At 71.1% G+C, this 15,841-nt stretch carries 12 protein-coding genes; 6 read left to right on the plus strand and 6 right to left on the minus strand.

Features of this window, described 5'->3' with window-relative positions; genetic code table 11:
- Positions 1-313: 313 nt before the first annotated feature.
- Positions 314-1,360: a LacI family DNA-binding transcriptional regulator gene (locus tag ABZ027_RS23320; protein WP_356771320.1), complete on the plus strand. Its 1,047-nt coding sequence runs from the start codon at positions 314-316 to the stop codon at positions 1,358-1,360.
- 69 nt (positions 1,361-1,429) lie between these two features.
- On the opposite strand, the gene ABZ027_RS23325 is transcribed toward ABZ027_RS23320, so the two are convergent.
- Together ABZ027_RS23325 and ABZ027_RS23330 are read right to left on the minus strand one after the other, a co-directional pair.
- A complete protein-coding gene (locus ABZ027_RS23325; RefSeq protein ID WP_356771322.1) occupies positions 1,430-2,257 on the minus strand; it encodes an alpha/beta hydrolase in 828 nt (275 codons plus the stop codon).
- Between the two features lie 56 nt (positions 2,258-2,313).
- A complete protein-coding gene (locus ABZ027_RS23330) occupies positions 2,314-3,000 on the minus strand; it encodes a DUF4097 family beta strand repeat-containing protein (protein ID WP_356771460.1) in 687 nt (228 codons plus the stop codon).
- Between the two features lie 237 nt (positions 3,001-3,237).
- Between ABZ027_RS23330 and ABZ027_RS23335 the strand changes: the two genes are divergently transcribed.
- The 3 genes from ABZ027_RS23335 (at position 3,238) to ABZ027_RS23345 (ending at position 6,116) form a co-directional block, all read left to right on the plus strand.
- A complete protein-coding gene (locus ABZ027_RS23335) occupies positions 3,238-3,993 on the plus strand; it encodes a helix-turn-helix domain-containing protein (protein ID WP_356771324.1) in 756 nt (251 codons plus the stop codon).
- A gap of 155 nt (positions 3,994-4,148) precedes the next feature.
- Positions 4,149-5,081 carry a bifunctional helix-turn-helix transcriptional regulator/GNAT family N-acetyltransferase gene (locus tag ABZ027_RS23340; protein ID WP_356771326.1) on the plus strand — a complete coding sequence of 311 codons (933 nt, stop codon included), beginning with the start codon at positions 4,149-4,151 and terminating at the stop codon, positions 5,079-5,081.
- Positions 5,082-5,315: 234 nt separating this feature from the next.
- The gene (locus tag ABZ027_RS23345) at positions 5,316-6,116 is read left to right on the plus strand and encodes a sugar phosphate isomerase/epimerase family protein (RefSeq protein ID WP_356771328.1); all 801 of its coding nucleotides are present in this window, start codon (positions 5,316-5,318) and stop codon (positions 6,114-6,116) included.
- A gap of 14 nt (positions 6,117-6,130) precedes the next feature.
- On the opposite strand, the gene ABZ027_RS23350 is transcribed toward ABZ027_RS23345, so the two are convergent.
- Positions 6,131-6,760: a GNAT family protein gene (locus tag ABZ027_RS23350; protein ID WP_356771330.1), complete on the minus strand. Its 630-nt coding sequence runs from the start codon at positions 6,758-6,760 to the stop codon at positions 6,131-6,133.
- A 590-nt stretch (positions 6,761-7,350) separates the two neighbouring features.
- Here ABZ027_RS23350 and ABZ027_RS23355 point away from each other — a divergent pair.
- Together ABZ027_RS23355 and ABZ027_RS23360 are read left to right on the plus strand one after the other, a co-directional pair.
- Positions 7,351-9,102 (plus strand): glycoside hydrolase family 3 protein, encoded by a 1,752-nt coding sequence (locus ABZ027_RS23355; RefSeq protein ID WP_356771332.1) that lies wholly within the window; start codon positions 7,351-7,353, stop codon positions 9,100-9,102.
- A 112-nt stretch (positions 9,103-9,214) separates the two neighbouring features.
- Positions 9,215-9,856 carry a hypothetical protein gene (locus tag ABZ027_RS23360; RefSeq protein WP_356771334.1) on the plus strand — a complete coding sequence of 214 codons (642 nt, stop codon included), beginning with the start codon at positions 9,215-9,217 and terminating at the stop codon, positions 9,854-9,856.
- Positions 9,857-9,943: 87 nt separating this feature from the next.
- On the opposite strand, the gene ABZ027_RS23365 is transcribed toward ABZ027_RS23360, so the two are convergent.
- The 3 genes from ABZ027_RS23365 to ABZ027_RS23375 form a co-directional block, all read right to left on the minus strand.
- On the minus strand, positions 9,944-11,404 hold the full coding sequence (locus ABZ027_RS23365) for a S28 family serine protease (protein ID WP_356771336.1): 1,461 nt from the start codon (positions 11,402-11,404) through the stop codon (positions 9,944-9,946).
- A gap of 109 nt (positions 11,405-11,513) precedes the next feature.
- Positions 11,514-11,903, minus strand: a complete 390-nt coding sequence (locus ABZ027_RS23370; protein ID WP_356771338.1) for a hypothetical protein — start codon at positions 11,901-11,903, stop codon at positions 11,514-11,516.
- Positions 11,904-12,006: 103 nt separating this feature from the next.
- Positions 12,007-15,762: an ABC transporter ATP-binding protein gene (locus ABZ027_RS23375; protein ID WP_356771340.1), complete on the minus strand. Its 3,756-nt coding sequence runs from the start codon at positions 15,760-15,762 to the stop codon at positions 12,007-12,009.
- Positions 15,763-15,841 lie beyond the last annotated feature (79 nt).

The raw sequence follows: 15,841 nt of genomic DNA on the forward strand, positions 1-15,841 counted from the left end.
GCGCCGCGTACGCCTCTACTGATGAGCGGCACAGCAAGCGCTTTCTATCTATGAAGAAGCTAGCCTCTGTGCAGCGGTCCAGACAAGACCGTGACGGGGTTGAGTTGTTCGAGGGGGCGAACAACTGGGGGTCGGGGCTTTATGGTCTGCTCGACACGATCGGAACCGTGCCCGTGGGGGCGTGTCTACCCAGCGAGACGGCCCGGCCGCGTGACGGCTCGGCCGAGGGACGGCTCGGCCCTGTGGGGGTCGGGCCGCGGGGCGGCTCGGCCACGAGGACGTACGACGAGATGCGCGACCGGAGGACGACGAGATGACGGTGACCCTGGCGGACGTGGCGGCCCGCGCACAGGTCTCGCCCGCGACGGTGTCGCGCGTGCTGAACGGGAACTATCCCGTGGCGGCCACCACCCGGGAGCGGGTACTGCGGGCGGTGGACGAGCTGGACTACGTGCTCAACGGTCCCGCGAGCGCACTCGCCGCGGCCACGTCCGACCTGGTCGGGATCCTGGTGAACGACATCGCCGACCCGTTCTTCGGGATCATGGCGAGCGCCATCCAGGCCGAGATCGGGGGGCCCGGCGGGCGGGCCGGCGGGGAACGGCTCGCGGTGGTCTGCAACACGGGGGGCTCCGCGGAACGCGAGCTGACCTACATCACCCTGCTGCAGCGGCAGCGGGCGGCGGCCGTGGTACTGACCGGCGGCGCCATGGAGGACGTACCGCACGCCAGGGCCATGGACGCGAAGCTGCGGAAGCTCGCGGAGGCGGGGACACGGGTGGTGCTGTGCGGGCGCCCACCGGCGCCTGAGACCGGGGCGATCGCACTGACCTTCGACAACCGCGGGGGCGGACGGGAACTCACCGAGCACCTGATCGGGCTCGGACACCGAAGGCTCGGCTACATCGCGGGTCCCGAGGAACGCACGACGACCCGGCACCGACTGGAGGGGCACCGGGCTGCCCTGGCGGAGCACGGGATCGCGGAGGATCCACGGTGGACGGTCTGGGGGCGCTACGACCGGCGGTCCGGGTACGAGGCGACGCTGGAGCTGCTGCGCCGGGACCCTTCCCTGACGGCGGTCGTGGCGGCGAACGACTCCGTCGCGCTCGGGGCGTGCGCGGCGCTGCGCGACTCGGGGCGGCGGATTCCGGACGACGTCTCGGTGGCGGGGTTCGACGATCTGCCGTTCAGTATCGACGCGGTGCCCTCTCTGACGACCGTGCGGTTGCCGCTGGCCGAGGCGGGGGCGCGCGCCGGGCGGATCGCGATGGGGCGCGAGGAGCCGCCGCCCGGGGGGATCGCGGTGATCCGGGGGGAGTTGATGGTGCGGGGGTCCTCCGGGGTGCCGCGGGGGTAGGACGGCGCCCGCCACGGCCGGGTCGGTGGCGGCCCACCCGCCTCCGACCCAGGGCTGACGCTGCTGCGGTCACGGGGCCGTGCGGCTCCCCCCGTGGTCGAGTGCGGCGACCTCACGTACGGCCTCGGCGACGGCCGGGAAGTCCTTCTTGAGGATCGCACCGTGGTTGCTGGGGACCTTCGCGCTGATCTTGATGTTCGAGTTGCGGGCGGTCACCGCGTCGAGGCCGGCGCGTATCCGTTCCTGCTCGTCATCACGGCTCCCGAAGGACGTTCCCGAGGCGACCACGTACCGCACCGGGGCGGTGGTGTCGTCCAGCACGGGGCCCAGCTCACGCTCGCGGGAGAGTTTGCCGAGTTCGATGTTGCTGTTCGCCTGCTGTTCGGCGGTCATCCGCGGGGTCAGGCCCGTCGGGCGCAGCAGCGGCATGAACCAGCCCAATCGCCGGAACAGTTTCCGGATCCGCTGCTCCATGGCCTCGTCGAGCCAGTCGTACGGGAACGCGCCGTCGACCAAAACCGCGCCGATGGCACGCTCCGGGTTCCGGGCCGCCCAGTGCGCCCCGACGACCGCCCCGTAGGACCAGCCCACCAGAAGCGCCCGGTCCACACCCCTGGCCGCGAGAACGGCGTCCACATCCCGGACCGCGGCCTCGAAGGAGTAGTCCGCCGAACGCTTCGATTTGCCGCGGGCCCGCTCGTCGTAGGTGATGTGCCGCCAGTCCGGCCCCAGTTCGGCGATGACCCGCCGCCAGTAACCCTGGGTGGCGAACTGGCCGTTGAGGTAGACCACCGGGATCCCGGGGCCGCCGGTGTCGGTGACGGCCAGGGCCGTGTCGTCGACCGGCACCATGCCGGTCCACTTCGAACTGGTCGTGAAATTGCCGTTGTTGGTCATGTGGTCCCCCTGGTCCGGTGTTCCTGCTGGCCGAGTGAGAGTTTCTGGTGGGGCTACTACTTCTCGAGGCCGCGCACGTGGAGGCTGCGCGCGGCGATGTCGCCGTGGGCGGTGGTGGCGCGGATGTCGAGTTCGGCGGTGCCGTCGTTCTTGAGTGCGTTGCTGACGCGGCCGTAGCCGGTGTCGGCGTCCAGGGCGGCCGATACGCCGGCGGCCGCGACGACCGAGATGTCGCCGGACTGGGTGCGGAGCACGACCGTGCCGCGCCCGGCCTCGGCGATCCGGATGTCGCCCCGTGCGGTGCTGATCTCCGCGGAGCCACCCAGCCGTCCGACCTCGACGTCGCCGTCGGTCGCGGTGAGGCGGACGCTCGCGGCCTCGTCGATCTTGATACGGCGGTACGCGCCGTCGAAGGCGACGTCGCCGAGGCGTCCGACGCCACGGAGCTCGGCGCTGCCGGTCTTGGCCTCGACGTGGGAGCCGGCCGGCAGCTTGACGGTGACCTCCACGGACCCGGAGGGGCCGAAGAGCTGCCTGTCGGAGGTCGACGCCGTGATCCGCAGGACGCCATCCGTGTAGGCGACGGTGGTCTGCTCGGCCGCCTCGGTGTCGCGGCCCTTGGAGGGGTTGGCGGGCAGGACCTCGACGGTGGTGTCGGCGCGGTCGGCGGCGATGAACTGGACCCGTCCGGCGGGGATGTCCAGGACCGCGGAGATCGGGGCGGGGGTGTCGAACTTCTGCATCATGCTCTCCGGTGCTCGTTTCTTGTTTCTGACATCGGAAACGCTACGTTGCTTTCCAATGTGCGGCAACAAGCTCGTTGCGCTGAAGATGCATTTACACAGGTAACGGCCAGAAAATCATTGCAATGAACCTGAAAATAACGCAACGGTCGTTGACATGCCGTTGCAATGGTTGAGAAGTGAACGCTATGGTGAGGGAGCCACGAACCGCCACGAAAAACCACCGAGGAGATCGCGATGCCGGGAGGCAGGCTCACCCAGCAGGAACGCCGGCAGATCGCGCTGGGGCTCGCCGACAGCCTCCCCTACGCCGAGATCGCGCGACGCCTCGACCGTCCGACCTCGACGATCACGCGTGAGGTGATGCGCAACGGTGGCCCCGCCACGTACCGGGCCGACCTGGCCCACCGTGCCACCGAACGCCGCGCCCACCGGCGCAGGCAGGCCACGCCCCGGGGACCCCAGGCGCTCCCGCAGGCACACGGGCGCGACGCCGAGGCCGTGCGCGAGTACGAGGAGGTGTTCACCACCGTCATCATGGCCTCGGGCATGCCCACGATGCCGGCCCGGGTGATGGCCTGCCTCACCATCACCGACACGGGCAGCCTCACCGCGTCCGAACTCGTCCAGCGCCTCCAGGTCAGCCCCGCGTCCGTCTCCAAGGCGATCTCGTTCCTCGACAGCCAGGGCATGGTCCGCCGGGAACGCGACGAACGCCGCCGCGAGCGTTACGTCGTCGACGACGACGTCTATTACCAGTCGATGATGGCCAGCGCCCGCTCCACCGCCCAGCTCGTCGGGGTCGCGCAGCAGGGCGTGGGCGTCCTCGGCTCCGGCACCCCGGCCGGAGCCCGCCTCGAGAACATCGCCCGCTTCCTCGACTTCGTCTCCGAGAGCATCGCCCGCGCCGCGGAACAGGCCCGCGAGATCCTCCACACCAAACCCGAGACCGTCCCGGACGGCACCGCCCGGCCCAACCCGGACCGGGGGTAGGCGGTCTTCGCTACGAGCGACCCGAACAGCGGGGAAGTCGTGCACCGCAAAGCCATGGACGTACGGCGCCGGCTCGGCCTACCCTCAACTCCGAGATATCTCTGACTGAGTCAACTATCGCAGCCAATCACTCGGGCCACCTGGGGTCGCCGATCATGACTGTTCAGGACATCCGTGCCTTCAACCGCTTCTACACGAACGTCATCGGGGCGCTCGACTACAGCCGCCACCTGTACGCCCCCTACACCCTCACCGAGTCCCGCGTCCTGTACGAGCTCGCGCACTCCCCGCGGACGGACGCGGTCGATCTGCGGACCGAACTCTCGCTGGACGCGGGCTACTTGAGCAGGATCCTGAACAAATTCGAGCAGGACGGGCTGATCGAGCGAACGACCTCGGACCTCGACCCCCGCCGACGGCACATCACGCTCACGAAGAGCGGACGGAAGACCGCCACGCTGCTCGCGGAGCGCGCGAACGAATCCGTGGGCGCGCTGCTCGCCACCGTGCCCTCCCCGGACCGGCCCCGCCTGTCGGAGGCGATGCGGACCGTCCGCGAGATCCTCTCCGACGGTCGCCCGCCGCGCCGCGAGGACGTCGTGCTGCGCGGACCCGGCCCCGGCGACCTGGGTTGGATCATCCAGCGCAACGCGGCGTTGTACGCGGCCGAGTACGGCTTCGACGCCGACTACGAGGGGCTGGTGGCGAGGATCGTCGCCGACTACACGGAGGATCACGACCCGGCTCTGGAACGGACGTGGATCGCCGAGCTGGACGGGCGTCCGGTGGGGTGCGTGATGTGCGTACGGGACGACGTGCCCGGCTCCGCCCGGCTGCGGCTGCTGCTGGTCGAGCCGGACGCGCGCGGCCTCGGCATCGGCGACCGGCTCGTGGGGGCTCTGGTGGACTTCGCGCGCGACGTCGGCTACCGCGACATCGTCCTGTGGACCAACGACATCCTCGGCGCGGCCCGCCGCATCTACCAGCGCCACGGCTTCGTGCTCACCGCCGAGAAACAGCACCGGTCCTTCGGCCAGGACCTCACGGGGCAGGACTGGCGGCTGGACCTGCGGGGCACGGGTCAGTGACGTCGGCGGTGGATCGACCGGCCGTTGGGGGATGACGGCGACGGCGGATCGCCGGGCCATGGGTGAATGACGCGACGGCGGATCGCCGGGCCGTGCGGGGATGACGGCGACGTCGAAACCACAGGCCCGGCGGGAGTGACAACCGGTCCACCGGGCACAGGTGAGGGACAGGCGGGGCCGACACGGACCGGCCCCCGTCTGGACCAGAGCAGATCCGCGAGTGACAGTAGGAATATGAAACTGGCGTTCTCCACCCTCGGCGTTCCCGGCCTCCCGCTCCCCGACGTCCTGCGCCTTGCGACGAAGCACGGCTATCACGGCGTCGAACTGCGCGCCCATCCGGAGGAGCCGGTGCACCCCGGCCTCGACCTCACCCAACGCGCCGACGCGGCAGCCCAGTTCAAGGCCGCGGGGGTGTCGGTGCTGGGCCTCGCCGGATACGCGCGGGTGGCCGCGCCGGGCGACGACGAGCCCGTGATCGAGGAGATCCGCCGGCTCCTCGACCTCGCCCGTGACCTCGGCGCGCCCTACGTCCGGGTGTTCCCCGGCGGCGGCACCGAGCAGAGCCGGGAGGAGGCCGACGCGACCGCCGCCCGGCGGCTCGGCACGGCCGCGGAGTACGCCGCCGACCTCGACGTACGCATCCTCCTCGAAACCCATGACTCGCACCGCACCGGCGCCGACGCGATCCGCGTCCTCGGCCCGGTCGGCCACCGCCAGGTCGGCTCGCTGTGGGACGTCATGCACACCTGGCTGGGCGGCGAACAGCCCTCGGAGACGTACGCGGCCCTCGCCCCGCACCTCGGATACGTCCAGGTCAAGGACATCGCGTCGGCGGAGGACACGACCCCGCTGGCGCTCGGTAAAGGCGTGCTCCCGCTCGCCGAGTGCGTGGAGGTCCTCTCCCGGCACGGCTGGGACGGCTGGCTGTGCTGGGAGTACGAGAAGCGGTGGTACGAGGCCGCGGCGCCGCTGCCCGACCTGCTGGACGCCGGTCGGGAGCACCTGGCCCGACTGCTCAACGACTCGGCCTGACCTTCGCCCGTCTGCTACGCGCGCGCCGGATACCTCGCCACACGCTCCTCCAGCCGGGTCCGGCAGTGCGGCCATTCCTCCGCCGTTATCGAGAACATCGCGGAGTCACGCAGCCGGCCGTCCTCCCCCGGTGCCCGGGAGCTGGACCAGTTGCGCAGCACGCCCTCGAAGCGTGCACCGACACTCTGGATCGCCGCCCGGGAGCGCGCGTTGCGGGCGTCGGTCTTCAGGTCGACCCGGGACACGCCCCACTGCTCGAAGGCGTGCCGGAACAGGAGGAGCTTGGCCTCGGCGTTCAGGCCGGTGCCCTGGGCGGAGGCGGCGAGCCAGGTGGAGCCGACCTCCACGGCGTCGAGGTGGTCGTCGGACAGCCAGCAGCGCGGTTCCAAGTAGGCGGTGGCGCCGACCGCCCGGCCCGTGGCCGTCGAGATCTGCGCGTAGGGGGCCATCCACCCGGTTGCCGCTCGGGCGAGCTGAGCGTCGACGTACTCCCCGACCTCGTCGGCCGTCGGCACCGAGGTGTACGCGTAGCTGCTCCTGTCCTCCTCGGCCGCCACCGCCAGCTCGGCCGCGTGCCGCCGCTCCAACGGCTCCAGACGCACCGACGTGCCCTCCAGGACCGGTCCCTCCAGCTTGAAGGTCACTTCCCGCCACCTCTCACCATCGCGCGCGCAGCGCCCCGAACTCCTCGTGGAAACCCGGGAAAGTCTCGCGTACACATCCGGGGGCGTCGAACGAGATTCCCGAGCAAGTGACCCGAAGACCCGAAGCGGTCTGCGCACGCGCCTCTTCGAACCCATCGGCCCCTGGCGCACCGACTTCCGGGGAATCCGGCCCCAGCCGGGAACCCCGCCCCATTCCCGCTCGTCCAATCCGCAAGCTGTCGGAGAGTCACCGTGGTGCGGTGTCGGCCTCGCTGCTGGCTGCGAACGCTGACTTACCCTCTCCGCCGTACCTCGGCCGACAGCACACCGCCATCGGCGCGCCCCCTCCAACAGCGCCGGTGGCGGCCCTTCGCCGAGTCCCGCGCGCTCCCTTGACTGGCAGAAACTTCCCGGATATTCGTGACTCCTCGGCAGTTTCCTTCACGAGGGAAGGAGTGCACGTGCGCGACTCCGGCACAGCAAGCACAGGAACCTCAGGAAGCCCGGACAGTACAAGAGGCACGGCAAGCACCGCACAACCGTCCAGACGCAGCACCCTCCTCGGCGCCACCGCAGCCGTCACCGTCACCTTGACCGCCGGCGCCACCGCCGCCACCGCGGCCACCCCCGACGACAAGAAACTCCGCGCCCTCGTCTCCCGCATGACGCTGGAGGAGAAGGTCGGGCAGCTCTTCGTGACGCGGGTCTACGGCCACTCGGCCACCGCCCCGGACCAGGCGGACATCGACGCCAACCTCAAGGAACTCGGCGTCCGCACGGCCGCCGAGCTGATCGCGAAGTACCGGGTCGGCGGCATCATCTACTTCACCTGGGCGCACAACACCCGGGATCCGCGCCAGATCGCCGCCCTGTCCAACGGGATCCAGCAGGTCTCCCTGAAGCAGCCGCGCGGCCTGCCCATGCTCATCTCCACCGACCAGGAACACGGCATCGTCTGCCGGGTCGGCAAGCCCGCCACCCTCTTCCCCGGCGCCATGGCCCTCGGTGCCGGCCGGTCGAGGTCGGACGCCCGTACCCTCGGCCGGATCGCCGGACAGGAGCTGCGCGCGCTCGGCATCCGGCAGAACTACTCCCCCGTCGCCGACGTGAACGTGAACCCGGCCAACCCGGTCATCGGCGTACGGTCCTTCGGTGCCGAGCCGGACGCGGTGGCCGCTCTGGTGGCCGCCGAGGTCGCCGGTTACCAGGGCGCGAAGGTCGCCGCGACCGCCAAGCACTTCCCCGGACACGGCGACACCGCCGTCGACAGCCACTACGGATTCCCGGTCATCACCCACAGCCGGGAACTGTGGCAGAAGCTGGACGCCGTCCCCTTCCGGGCCGCCGTCCGCGCCGGCATCGACTCGATCATGACCGCGCACATCCAGTTCCCGGCCCTCGACGACTCCGGCGACCCGGCCACTCTCTCCCGCCCGATCCTCACCGGCATCCTGCGCGGTGAACTCGGCTACGACGGGGTCGTGGTGACCGACTCGCTCGGCATGGAGGGCGTGCGGACCAAGTACGGCGACGACCGGGTGCCGGTGCTCGCGCTCAAGGCCGGCGTGGACCAGCTCCTCAACCCGCCCTCCCTGGACGTCGCGTGGAACGCCGTCCTGAAAGCCGTACGGGACGGAGAGCTCACCGAGGAGCGGCTGGACGCGTCGGTCCTGCGGGTGCTGCGGCTCAAGGCGAGGCTGCGGCTCTTCGAGGAGCCGTACGTCAGTCAGGCGGGGGTCGCCCGCACGGTCGGCACCCGGACGCACCTCGCGGCGGCCGACCGGATCGCCGAGCGGACGACCACACTGCTGGTCAACAAGGGCGCCCTGCTGCCGCTCTCCCGGCGCCGCCACCCCAGGCTGCTCGTCGTCGGCGCGGACCCCGCCTCGCCGTCGGGGACGACGGGGCCGCCCACCGGCGTGCTGGCCGCCGCCCTCACCGAACTGGGCTTCACCGCCACCGCCCTGCCGACGGGCACGGCCCCCTCCTCCGCCACCATCGCCGGTGCCGTCGCGGCGGCGCGGGAGGTGGACGCGATGGTGGTCGGGACGTACAACGTCTCGGCGAGCAGTAGCCAGAAGACGCTGGTCGAGCAGTTGGTGGCGACCGGGAAGCCGGTGGTGGCGGTCGCGATCCGCAATCCGTACGACGTGGCCCACCTGCCGTCCGCACCGGCCTTCCTGGCCGCGTACTCCTGGACCGACGTCGAACTGCGGGCGGCGGCCCGGGTGATCGCGGGACGGGTCCGACCACGCGGAAAGCTGCCGGTAGCGGTACAGCGGGCGGACGATCCGGCGCGGGTCCTGTATCCGGTCGGGTACGGGTTGTCGTACCAGACGTAGTCCGCATACGCCACGCAATCACCGCACGACCCCCGAAAGACGCAAAGCACCCCGCACATCTGGCGTGGCCCCGCCGCGACGGGTCACGCTGGGCGGGGTGTGGGGGATGGCGATGCGCGAACGATGTTCCGCGGTGGCGGTGTGCGCGCTACTGGCGCTGCTCACCGCCCTGCTGACGGGATGCCAAGTATCCGGTACGGGAGGCGGCGGCGGCCAGGACGGCCTGCTGGTGGGCGAGGCGTCGGCGGCGCCGACCCGGGCCGTCGGATACGGCGCGGTGTTCCTCGCGGTCGACGAGTGCAGCTCCTTCGGCACGACCAGTTTCAGCGAGGTCCCCTGCACCAGTGAGCGGGCGGCGGCCCGGGTGGTGGCGCGGCACGACGGCACGGTGCGCGACGGTCCGGCGTGCCCGGCGACCACCGACTTCGTGCTGCACATCAGCGAGCGGCGCCCGGCCTCGGACGAGGACGGCGACGGGACCGTGCCGCGGGGCTACGCCTGCATGCGCAACCTGGAACCGCCGCACCCCGGCGACCCGGGCGGCGGGGGCGGTCCCCGCACCGTCGTCGGCGACTGCGTCTACGCCGTGGGCGAGGGGCGGGTCCGCGAGACGGCGTGCGACGGGCGGGGCGAGAGGAAACCCCAGTACCGGGTGACGAAGGCCGTCGACCTCCGGGCGAAGTGCCCGCTGTCGACGGCCCTGTACGTCCACCTCGGCGGTGACGACCCGGTGGGGTGCGCGCGGCCGGTCTGAGCGGCGGGGCGGGCCGGGGCGCTGGGCGGCCGACGGCCGACCGGCACGTGGGCTGGTCGGCCGTCGCTGTCCTGGCGAGCGGAGCGGTTACGGACGCAGCGTCGGCTCGCGCTCCACGTCCCGCTTGTCCAGCTTCGCGTCGAACCTCGCCAGCGGTCTGGCCACCGACGGGTCCGCCTGGACGGACGCGGAGGCCACGCCGGCCCACTGAAGGATCCTGGCCGTGGCCAGCTCCTTCTGGTCGGGGACCAGACCGGCCACGTTCGCGCCGTGGTTGAGGCCGGGGGCGGTGAAGACGTACGAGTCCTTCGCGCCCTTGCCGAGGCGGAACGGCTCCGCGCCCCACGGGTCGTTCTGCCCGTAGACGAAGAGCATGTGGCGGGCGTTGTGCCGTACCCAGGTGTCCACGTCACGCATCGCGAGAGGCTGGAACCTCATCGGGATCGAGCGCGGGACGAAGTTGCGGGGCGGCTGGTAGCCGTAGCGGATGTACTTCTTCTCGATGTACGGGAAGTTGATCGTCGGCGCGCCCAGCTGGGTGCCCGCCTGGTAGTAGTACGGCGTGTACGTCTCCAGGCCCTGGTCGGCGTAGGCGGAGAACCCGGAGATCGTGTCGACGGAGTTCCAGATCTCGTCGTCGGTCGCCCTCGCCGCGTCGGCCGGGATCGAGTCGCAGTCCGACAGCAGGCTGTACTGCCAGAAGCCCCAGACGTAGTCGAGGACGACCGCCTCGTACGCCCGGTCCAGGCTGCCGATGGTGCCGAAGGTGAGGCCGTTGTCGGCCGCGTACGCCTGGTACTTCTTCTCCAGGGGCTCGCGGCGTACCAGTGCCTCGCGCTGGACCGCGTTCAGCCGGTCGCGGCACTCCTTGGTGCCGACGGTGGTGAAGAAGCGGTCGTAGGCCGAGTCCTCGTCGTTGACGACGTCGTTGGGGGCGACGTAGGCGACGACGCCGTCCATGTCACGGGGGTAGAAGCGCTCGTAGTAGGTGGCGGTCATGCCGCCCTTGGAGCCGCCCGTGGAGACCCACTTCTTGGTGTAGACGGACTTCAGCGCCTTGAAGATGCGGTGCTGGTCGCTGGCTGCCTGCCAGATGTCCAGCTTGCTCCAGTCGGCCGGGGCGGGCCGGGACGGCGTGAAGAAGCGGTACTCCATGGAGACCTGGTTGCCGTCCACGATCTGGGTCGGCTCGCGGCGGCTCGGGGTCGTGGAGACGTTGTAGCCGCCGGTGTAGAACACCGTCGGGCGGGAGACGTCCTTGTGCAGCACGGTGATTCGCTGCTGGAACGTGCCCTTGGACGGGTGCCGGTGGTCGACCGGCTGGGTGTAGTTGAGGACGAAGAAGCGGTACCCGGTGTACGGCTTCTCCTCGATCAGGCTCATCCCCGGTATGGACAGCAGCCGGTCCTTGATGTCCGTGACCGTGCCGGCCCCGGTGGTGCCGGTGGTCCCGGTGGCCTCCGGCTCGGCGGCGGTGGCCGCGCTCGCCGTGCTCAGCGTGCCTATGAGCACCCCGAGCGCCAGCAGCCATCTGAGCGCCTTGCGCATGCACCCTCCCCTGTGAAACAGATGTCCGCCGGAAGCTAGCGGAGCAAGTGCCTTGCGCACCAGGGGAGATGGCGGGTCGGTGGGGAAAACCCTGTAGGAAACCTGTGGTTCAGCACAGAATCCAGCCGGAACTGACCGAGCTTCGGCCCACCGCGCCCTTCACGCGGACGCACCGTTGGCCGGCGTGTGTCTTCCTGGGGCCGGCGTGGCGGGTGTACTGCCCCTCGTCCACGACCGGGCGCAGGCCGCGCGCCTGCACGCTGACCATCATGTACCGCTTACGGCCTGGGTTCTTGGCCACGGTGATCACGCAGACCCAGCCGCGCCGCTCGTAGACCCGCACCGAGCCGGTGGCGAAGGTGAGCGTTTTGACCTTGCGTCCGGCGCAGGACGACTCGGCGGCCTGGGCGGCCCCGGGCGCCGCGAGCGCGAGCACCGCGGAGGTGGTCAGCACGGCCATGCCGAGCGCGAGGCGGCGCCGTATCGCAGCCCAGTCCACTGTCGTCCCTCCCGTACCGCGACGATGTACGTACTGGTGTACGGACGCAGGACGTGTGTCGGATGGTTGCGCGAATGTCACCTCTTCGGGCGCGATCCGGCCATTACTGCGAGGCGCCGACCGGCTCCTCCGGCTCCGGTGCCCCCACGAAGATCCGCCACAGCTCGGCGTACCGCCCGTCCCTGGCCAGCAGTTCCTCGTGGGTGCCGTCCTCGGCGACCCGTCCGTGTTCCATGACCACCACGCGGTCCGCGCGGGCCGCGGTGGTCAGGCGGTGGGCGACGACGAGGGTGGTCCGGCGGCCCGCGATCCGGTCGGTGGCCTGGTTGACCTGGGCTTCGGTGGCCAGATCCAGGGCGGCCGTGGCCTCGTCGAGGAGCAGGATGTCCGGGTCGACGAGTTCGGCGCGGGCCAGCGCGATCAGCTGGCGCTGGCCGGCCGAGAGGTTGCGGCCGCGTTCGGCGACCTCGTGCAGGTAGCCGCCCGCGAGCTGGGCGATCATCTCGTGGGCGCCGACCGCGCGGGCCGCCGTCTCCACCTCGGCGTCGGTGGCGTCCGGGCGGCCGTAGGCGATGGCGTCGCGGACGGTGCCCTGGAAGAGGTACGCCTCCTGCGGGACGACGCCGAGGCGGTGCCGGTAGGAGGTGAGGTCCAGCGAGCGCAGGTCCGTGCCGTCGACGGTCACCCGGCCGCCGGTCGGGTCGTAGAAGCGGGCGACCAGCTTGACCAGGGTCGACTTGCCTGCGCCGGTCTCCCCGACGAACGCGACCGTCTGCCCGGCCGGGATGCGCAGGTCGACACCGCCGAGGGCCTCTTCCTCCTCGCCGTAGGCGAAGTGCACGTCCTCGAAGGCGATCTCGCCCCGCAGGGACAGCACGTCGAGCGGCTCCTCGGCGTTCTTGGTGGACGTGGGCTCCCGGAGCAGCTCCTGGATGCGGCCCAGCGACACCGTCGCCTGCTGGTATCCGTCGAAGACCTGGGAGAGCTGCTGGACGGGGGCGAAGAACAGGTCGATGTAGAGGAGGTAGGCGACCAGCGCGCCCGTGGTGAGGGTCGCCGCGTCGACCCGTCCCGCGCCCGCGATCAGTACGGCCGCCGCCGCCACCGACGACAGCAGCTGCACGAACGGGAAGTAGATGGAGATCAGCCACTGGCCCCGGATCCGCGCCTGGCGGTAGCTGTCGCTGCGCTCCGCGAAGCGTCGGCTGCCGTCGTGCTCGCGGCGGAAGGCCTGCACGATCCTGAGCCCCGACACCGACTCCTGGAGGTCGGCGTTGACCACCGACACCCGCTCCCGGGCCAGTTCGTACGCCTTCACGCTGGCCCGGCGGAAGAAGAACGTGGCGACGATCAGCGGCGGCAGGGTCGCGAACACCACGAGGGCGAGCTGGACGTCGATCACCAGCAGGGCGACCATGATGCCGAAGAAGGTGACGACCGAGACGAACGCGGTGACCAGTCCGGTCTGCAGGAAGGTCGAGAGCGCGTCGACGTCCGTCGTCATCCGCGTCATGATCCGGCCGGTCAACTCACGCTCGTAGTAGTCGAGTCCGAGCCGCTGGAGCTGGGCGAAGATCTTCAGCCGCAGCGAGTACAGGACGCGTTCGCCGGTCCGCCCGGTCATCCGGGTCTCGCCGATCTGCGCCGCCCACTGGACGGACACGGCGAGCAGGGCGAAGAGGGAGGCGGCCCAGACCGCGTTCAGGGCCAGCTGGTTGACGCCGTCGTCGATGCCGTTACGGATCATCACCGGGAGCAGCAGGCCCATGCCGGCGTCCACGGCGACCAGCACCAGGCTGATCAGCAGGGGCAGGCCGAAGCCGCTCAGCAGCCTGCGCAGGCCGTACGACTCCTCGGCGGCGACCGCCCGTGCCTCGTCGACGCCCGGGGTGTCCGTCGCCGGGGGCAACGCGTCGACCTGGGCGAGCAGTTCGGGAGTGGCCGGAGTACCCGCCATCGCCGCGTCCCTGGGCTCACGCTCCCCCGCCCAGAGCCGGGGCGTGATACCGCGCTCGGCGTCGAACTCGGCGTCCAGTTCGTCTCGTACGGAGGTGTCCTCGGCGGGTGCGGCCGGCCGGGCGTGACCGGGTGAGACTCCGCCGAGTTCGTCGGGGTCGGTGAGCAGGCGGCGGTAGAGCTCGGACCGCTCCTGGAGCTCCTCGTGGGTGCCGACGTCGGCGAGCCGCCCGCCGTCGAGGACGGCGATGCGGTCGGCGAGGTTGAGGGTGGAGCGGCGGTGCGCGATCAGCAGCGTCGTGCGGCCCCGCATGACCTCCTGGAGTGCCTCGTGGATCTCGTGCTCGACCCGGGCGTCCACGGCGGAGGTGGCGTCGTCGAGGACCAGCAGACGCGGGTCGGTGAGGATCGCGCGGGCCAGTGCGACGCGCTGTCGCTGGCCGCCGGAGAGGGTGAGGCCGTGCTCGCCGACCTTGGTGTCGTAGCCGCCGGGGAGCTCGGCGATGAAGCGGTGGGCCTGGGCGGCGCGGGCGGCCTTCTCGATCTCCTCCTGGGTCGCCTCCGGGCGGCCGTACGCGATGTTGCCCCGGACCGTGTCCGAGAAGAGGAACGAGTCCTCGGGGACCAGACCGATCGCGGCCCGCAGCGAGTCCAGGGTGAGCTCGCGGACGTCGTGGCCGCCGATCAGGACCGCGCCGCGGGTCACGTCGTAGAAGCGCGGCAGCAGCAGGGAGACCGTGGACTTGCCGGAGCCCGAGGAGCCGACGACGGCGAGGGTCTCGCCGGCCCGGATCTCGAAGGAGAGGCCTTGCAGGACCGCGGCGGTTTCGCCGGGGGCGTCGGCGTAGCCGAAGGAGACGTCGTCGAACTCGACGGTCGCCGGCGCGTCGGCGGGGAGTTCCTTGGTGCCGTCGGTCAGCGAGGGCTCGGTGTCGATCAGCTCCAGGACACGCTCGGTGCCCGCCCGGGCCTGCTGGCCGACGGTGAGCACCACGGCGAGCATCCGGACCGGGCCGACGAGCTGGGCGAGGTAGGTGGAGAAGGCGACGAACGTGCCGAGCGTGATGTGCCCGCGGACCGCCAGCCAGCCGCCGACCGCGAGCATCGCGACCTGGCCGAGGGCGGGAACGGCCTGGAGGGCCGGGGTGTATGTGGAATTGAAGCGGATGGTGCGCAGTCGGCCCGCGAAGAGCCGCCGGCCGACCTCGCGAAGCTTCCCGGTCTCCTGGTCCTCCTGCCCGAAGCCCTTCACCACCCGTACGCCGCTCACCGCGCCGTCGACCACGCCGGCCACGGCGGCGGCCTGGGCCTGGGCGTACCAGGTGGCGGGGTGCAGCTTGCTGCGGCTGCGCCGGGCGATCCACCACAGGGCGGGGGCCACGGCCAGCGCGACCAGGGTGAGCGGCAGGGACAGCCAGGCCATGATCACCAGGGAGATCACGAAGAGCACCAGGTTCCCGATGGTCATCGGGAGCATGAAGAGCAGGCCCTGGATCAGCTGGAGGTCGCTGGTGGCCCGGCCGACGACCTGCCCGGTGGACAGCTCGTCCTGCCGGCGTCCGTCGAGCCGGGTGATCGTCCCGAACATGTCGGTGCGCAGGTCGTGCTGGACGTCGAGGGCGAGACGGCCGCCGTAGTAGCGGCGGATGTAGGTGAGGACGTACACCAGGACGGCCGCGGCGATCAGGGCGCCCGCCCACGGAGCCATGTCCCGGGTGTGGTCGCCGATGACGTCGTCGATGATCACCTTGGTGGCCAGCGGGACCAGCGCCATGACGGCCATGCCGGCGAGCGAGGAGCCGAGGGCGAGGACGACGTCCCTGGGGTGCCGCCAGGCGTATCCGGCTAGCCTGCGGGCCCAGCCCTGCGTCTCGCCCTGTCGCGCTCCCTGTTGCGCTGCCACGCGGGTGCCCTCCGTTCGACCTGATGTTCCGGAAGGAACCAACGCGAGACGAGGCGGATTTCATCCCACCGCAACAAAA

The organism is Streptomyces sp. NPDC006332 (genome assembly GCF_040612855.1).
Classification (GTDB): Bacteria; Actinomycetota; Actinomycetes; order Streptomycetales; family Streptomycetaceae; genus Streptomyces.

Excerpts from the sequence above, each read along its gene's own strand:
- ABZ027_RS23320 (WP_356771320.1), top strand. The coding sequence starts at position 314 with ATGACGGTGACCCTGGCGGACGTGGCGGCCCGCGCACAGGTCTCGCCC.
- ABZ027_RS23330 (WP_356771460.1), bottom strand. The coding sequence starts at position 3,000 with ATGCAGAAGTTCGACACCCCCGCCCCGATCTCCGCGGTCCTGGACATC.
- ABZ027_RS23360 (WP_356771334.1), top strand. The coding sequence starts at position 9,215 with ATGCGCGAACGATGTTCCGCGGTGGCGGTGTGCGCGCTACTGGCGCTG.
- ABZ027_RS23340 (WP_356771326.1), top strand. The coding sequence starts at position 4,149 with ATGACTGTTCAGGACATCCGTGCCTTCAACCGCTTCTACACGAACGTC.
- ABZ027_RS23335 (WP_356771324.1), top strand. The coding sequence starts at position 3,238 with ATGCCGGGAGGCAGGCTCACCCAGCAGGAACGCCGGCAGATCGCGCTG.
- ABZ027_RS23325 (WP_356771322.1), bottom strand. The coding sequence starts at position 2,257 with ATGACCAACAACGGCAATTTCACGACCAGTTCGAAGTGGACCGGCATG.
- ABZ027_RS23365 (WP_356771336.1), bottom strand. The coding sequence starts at position 11,404 with ATGCGCAAGGCGCTCAGATGGCTGCTGGCGCTCGGGGTGCTCATAGGC.
- ABZ027_RS23345 (WP_356771328.1), top strand. The coding sequence starts at position 5,316 with ATGAAACTGGCGTTCTCCACCCTCGGCGTTCCCGGCCTCCCGCTCCCC.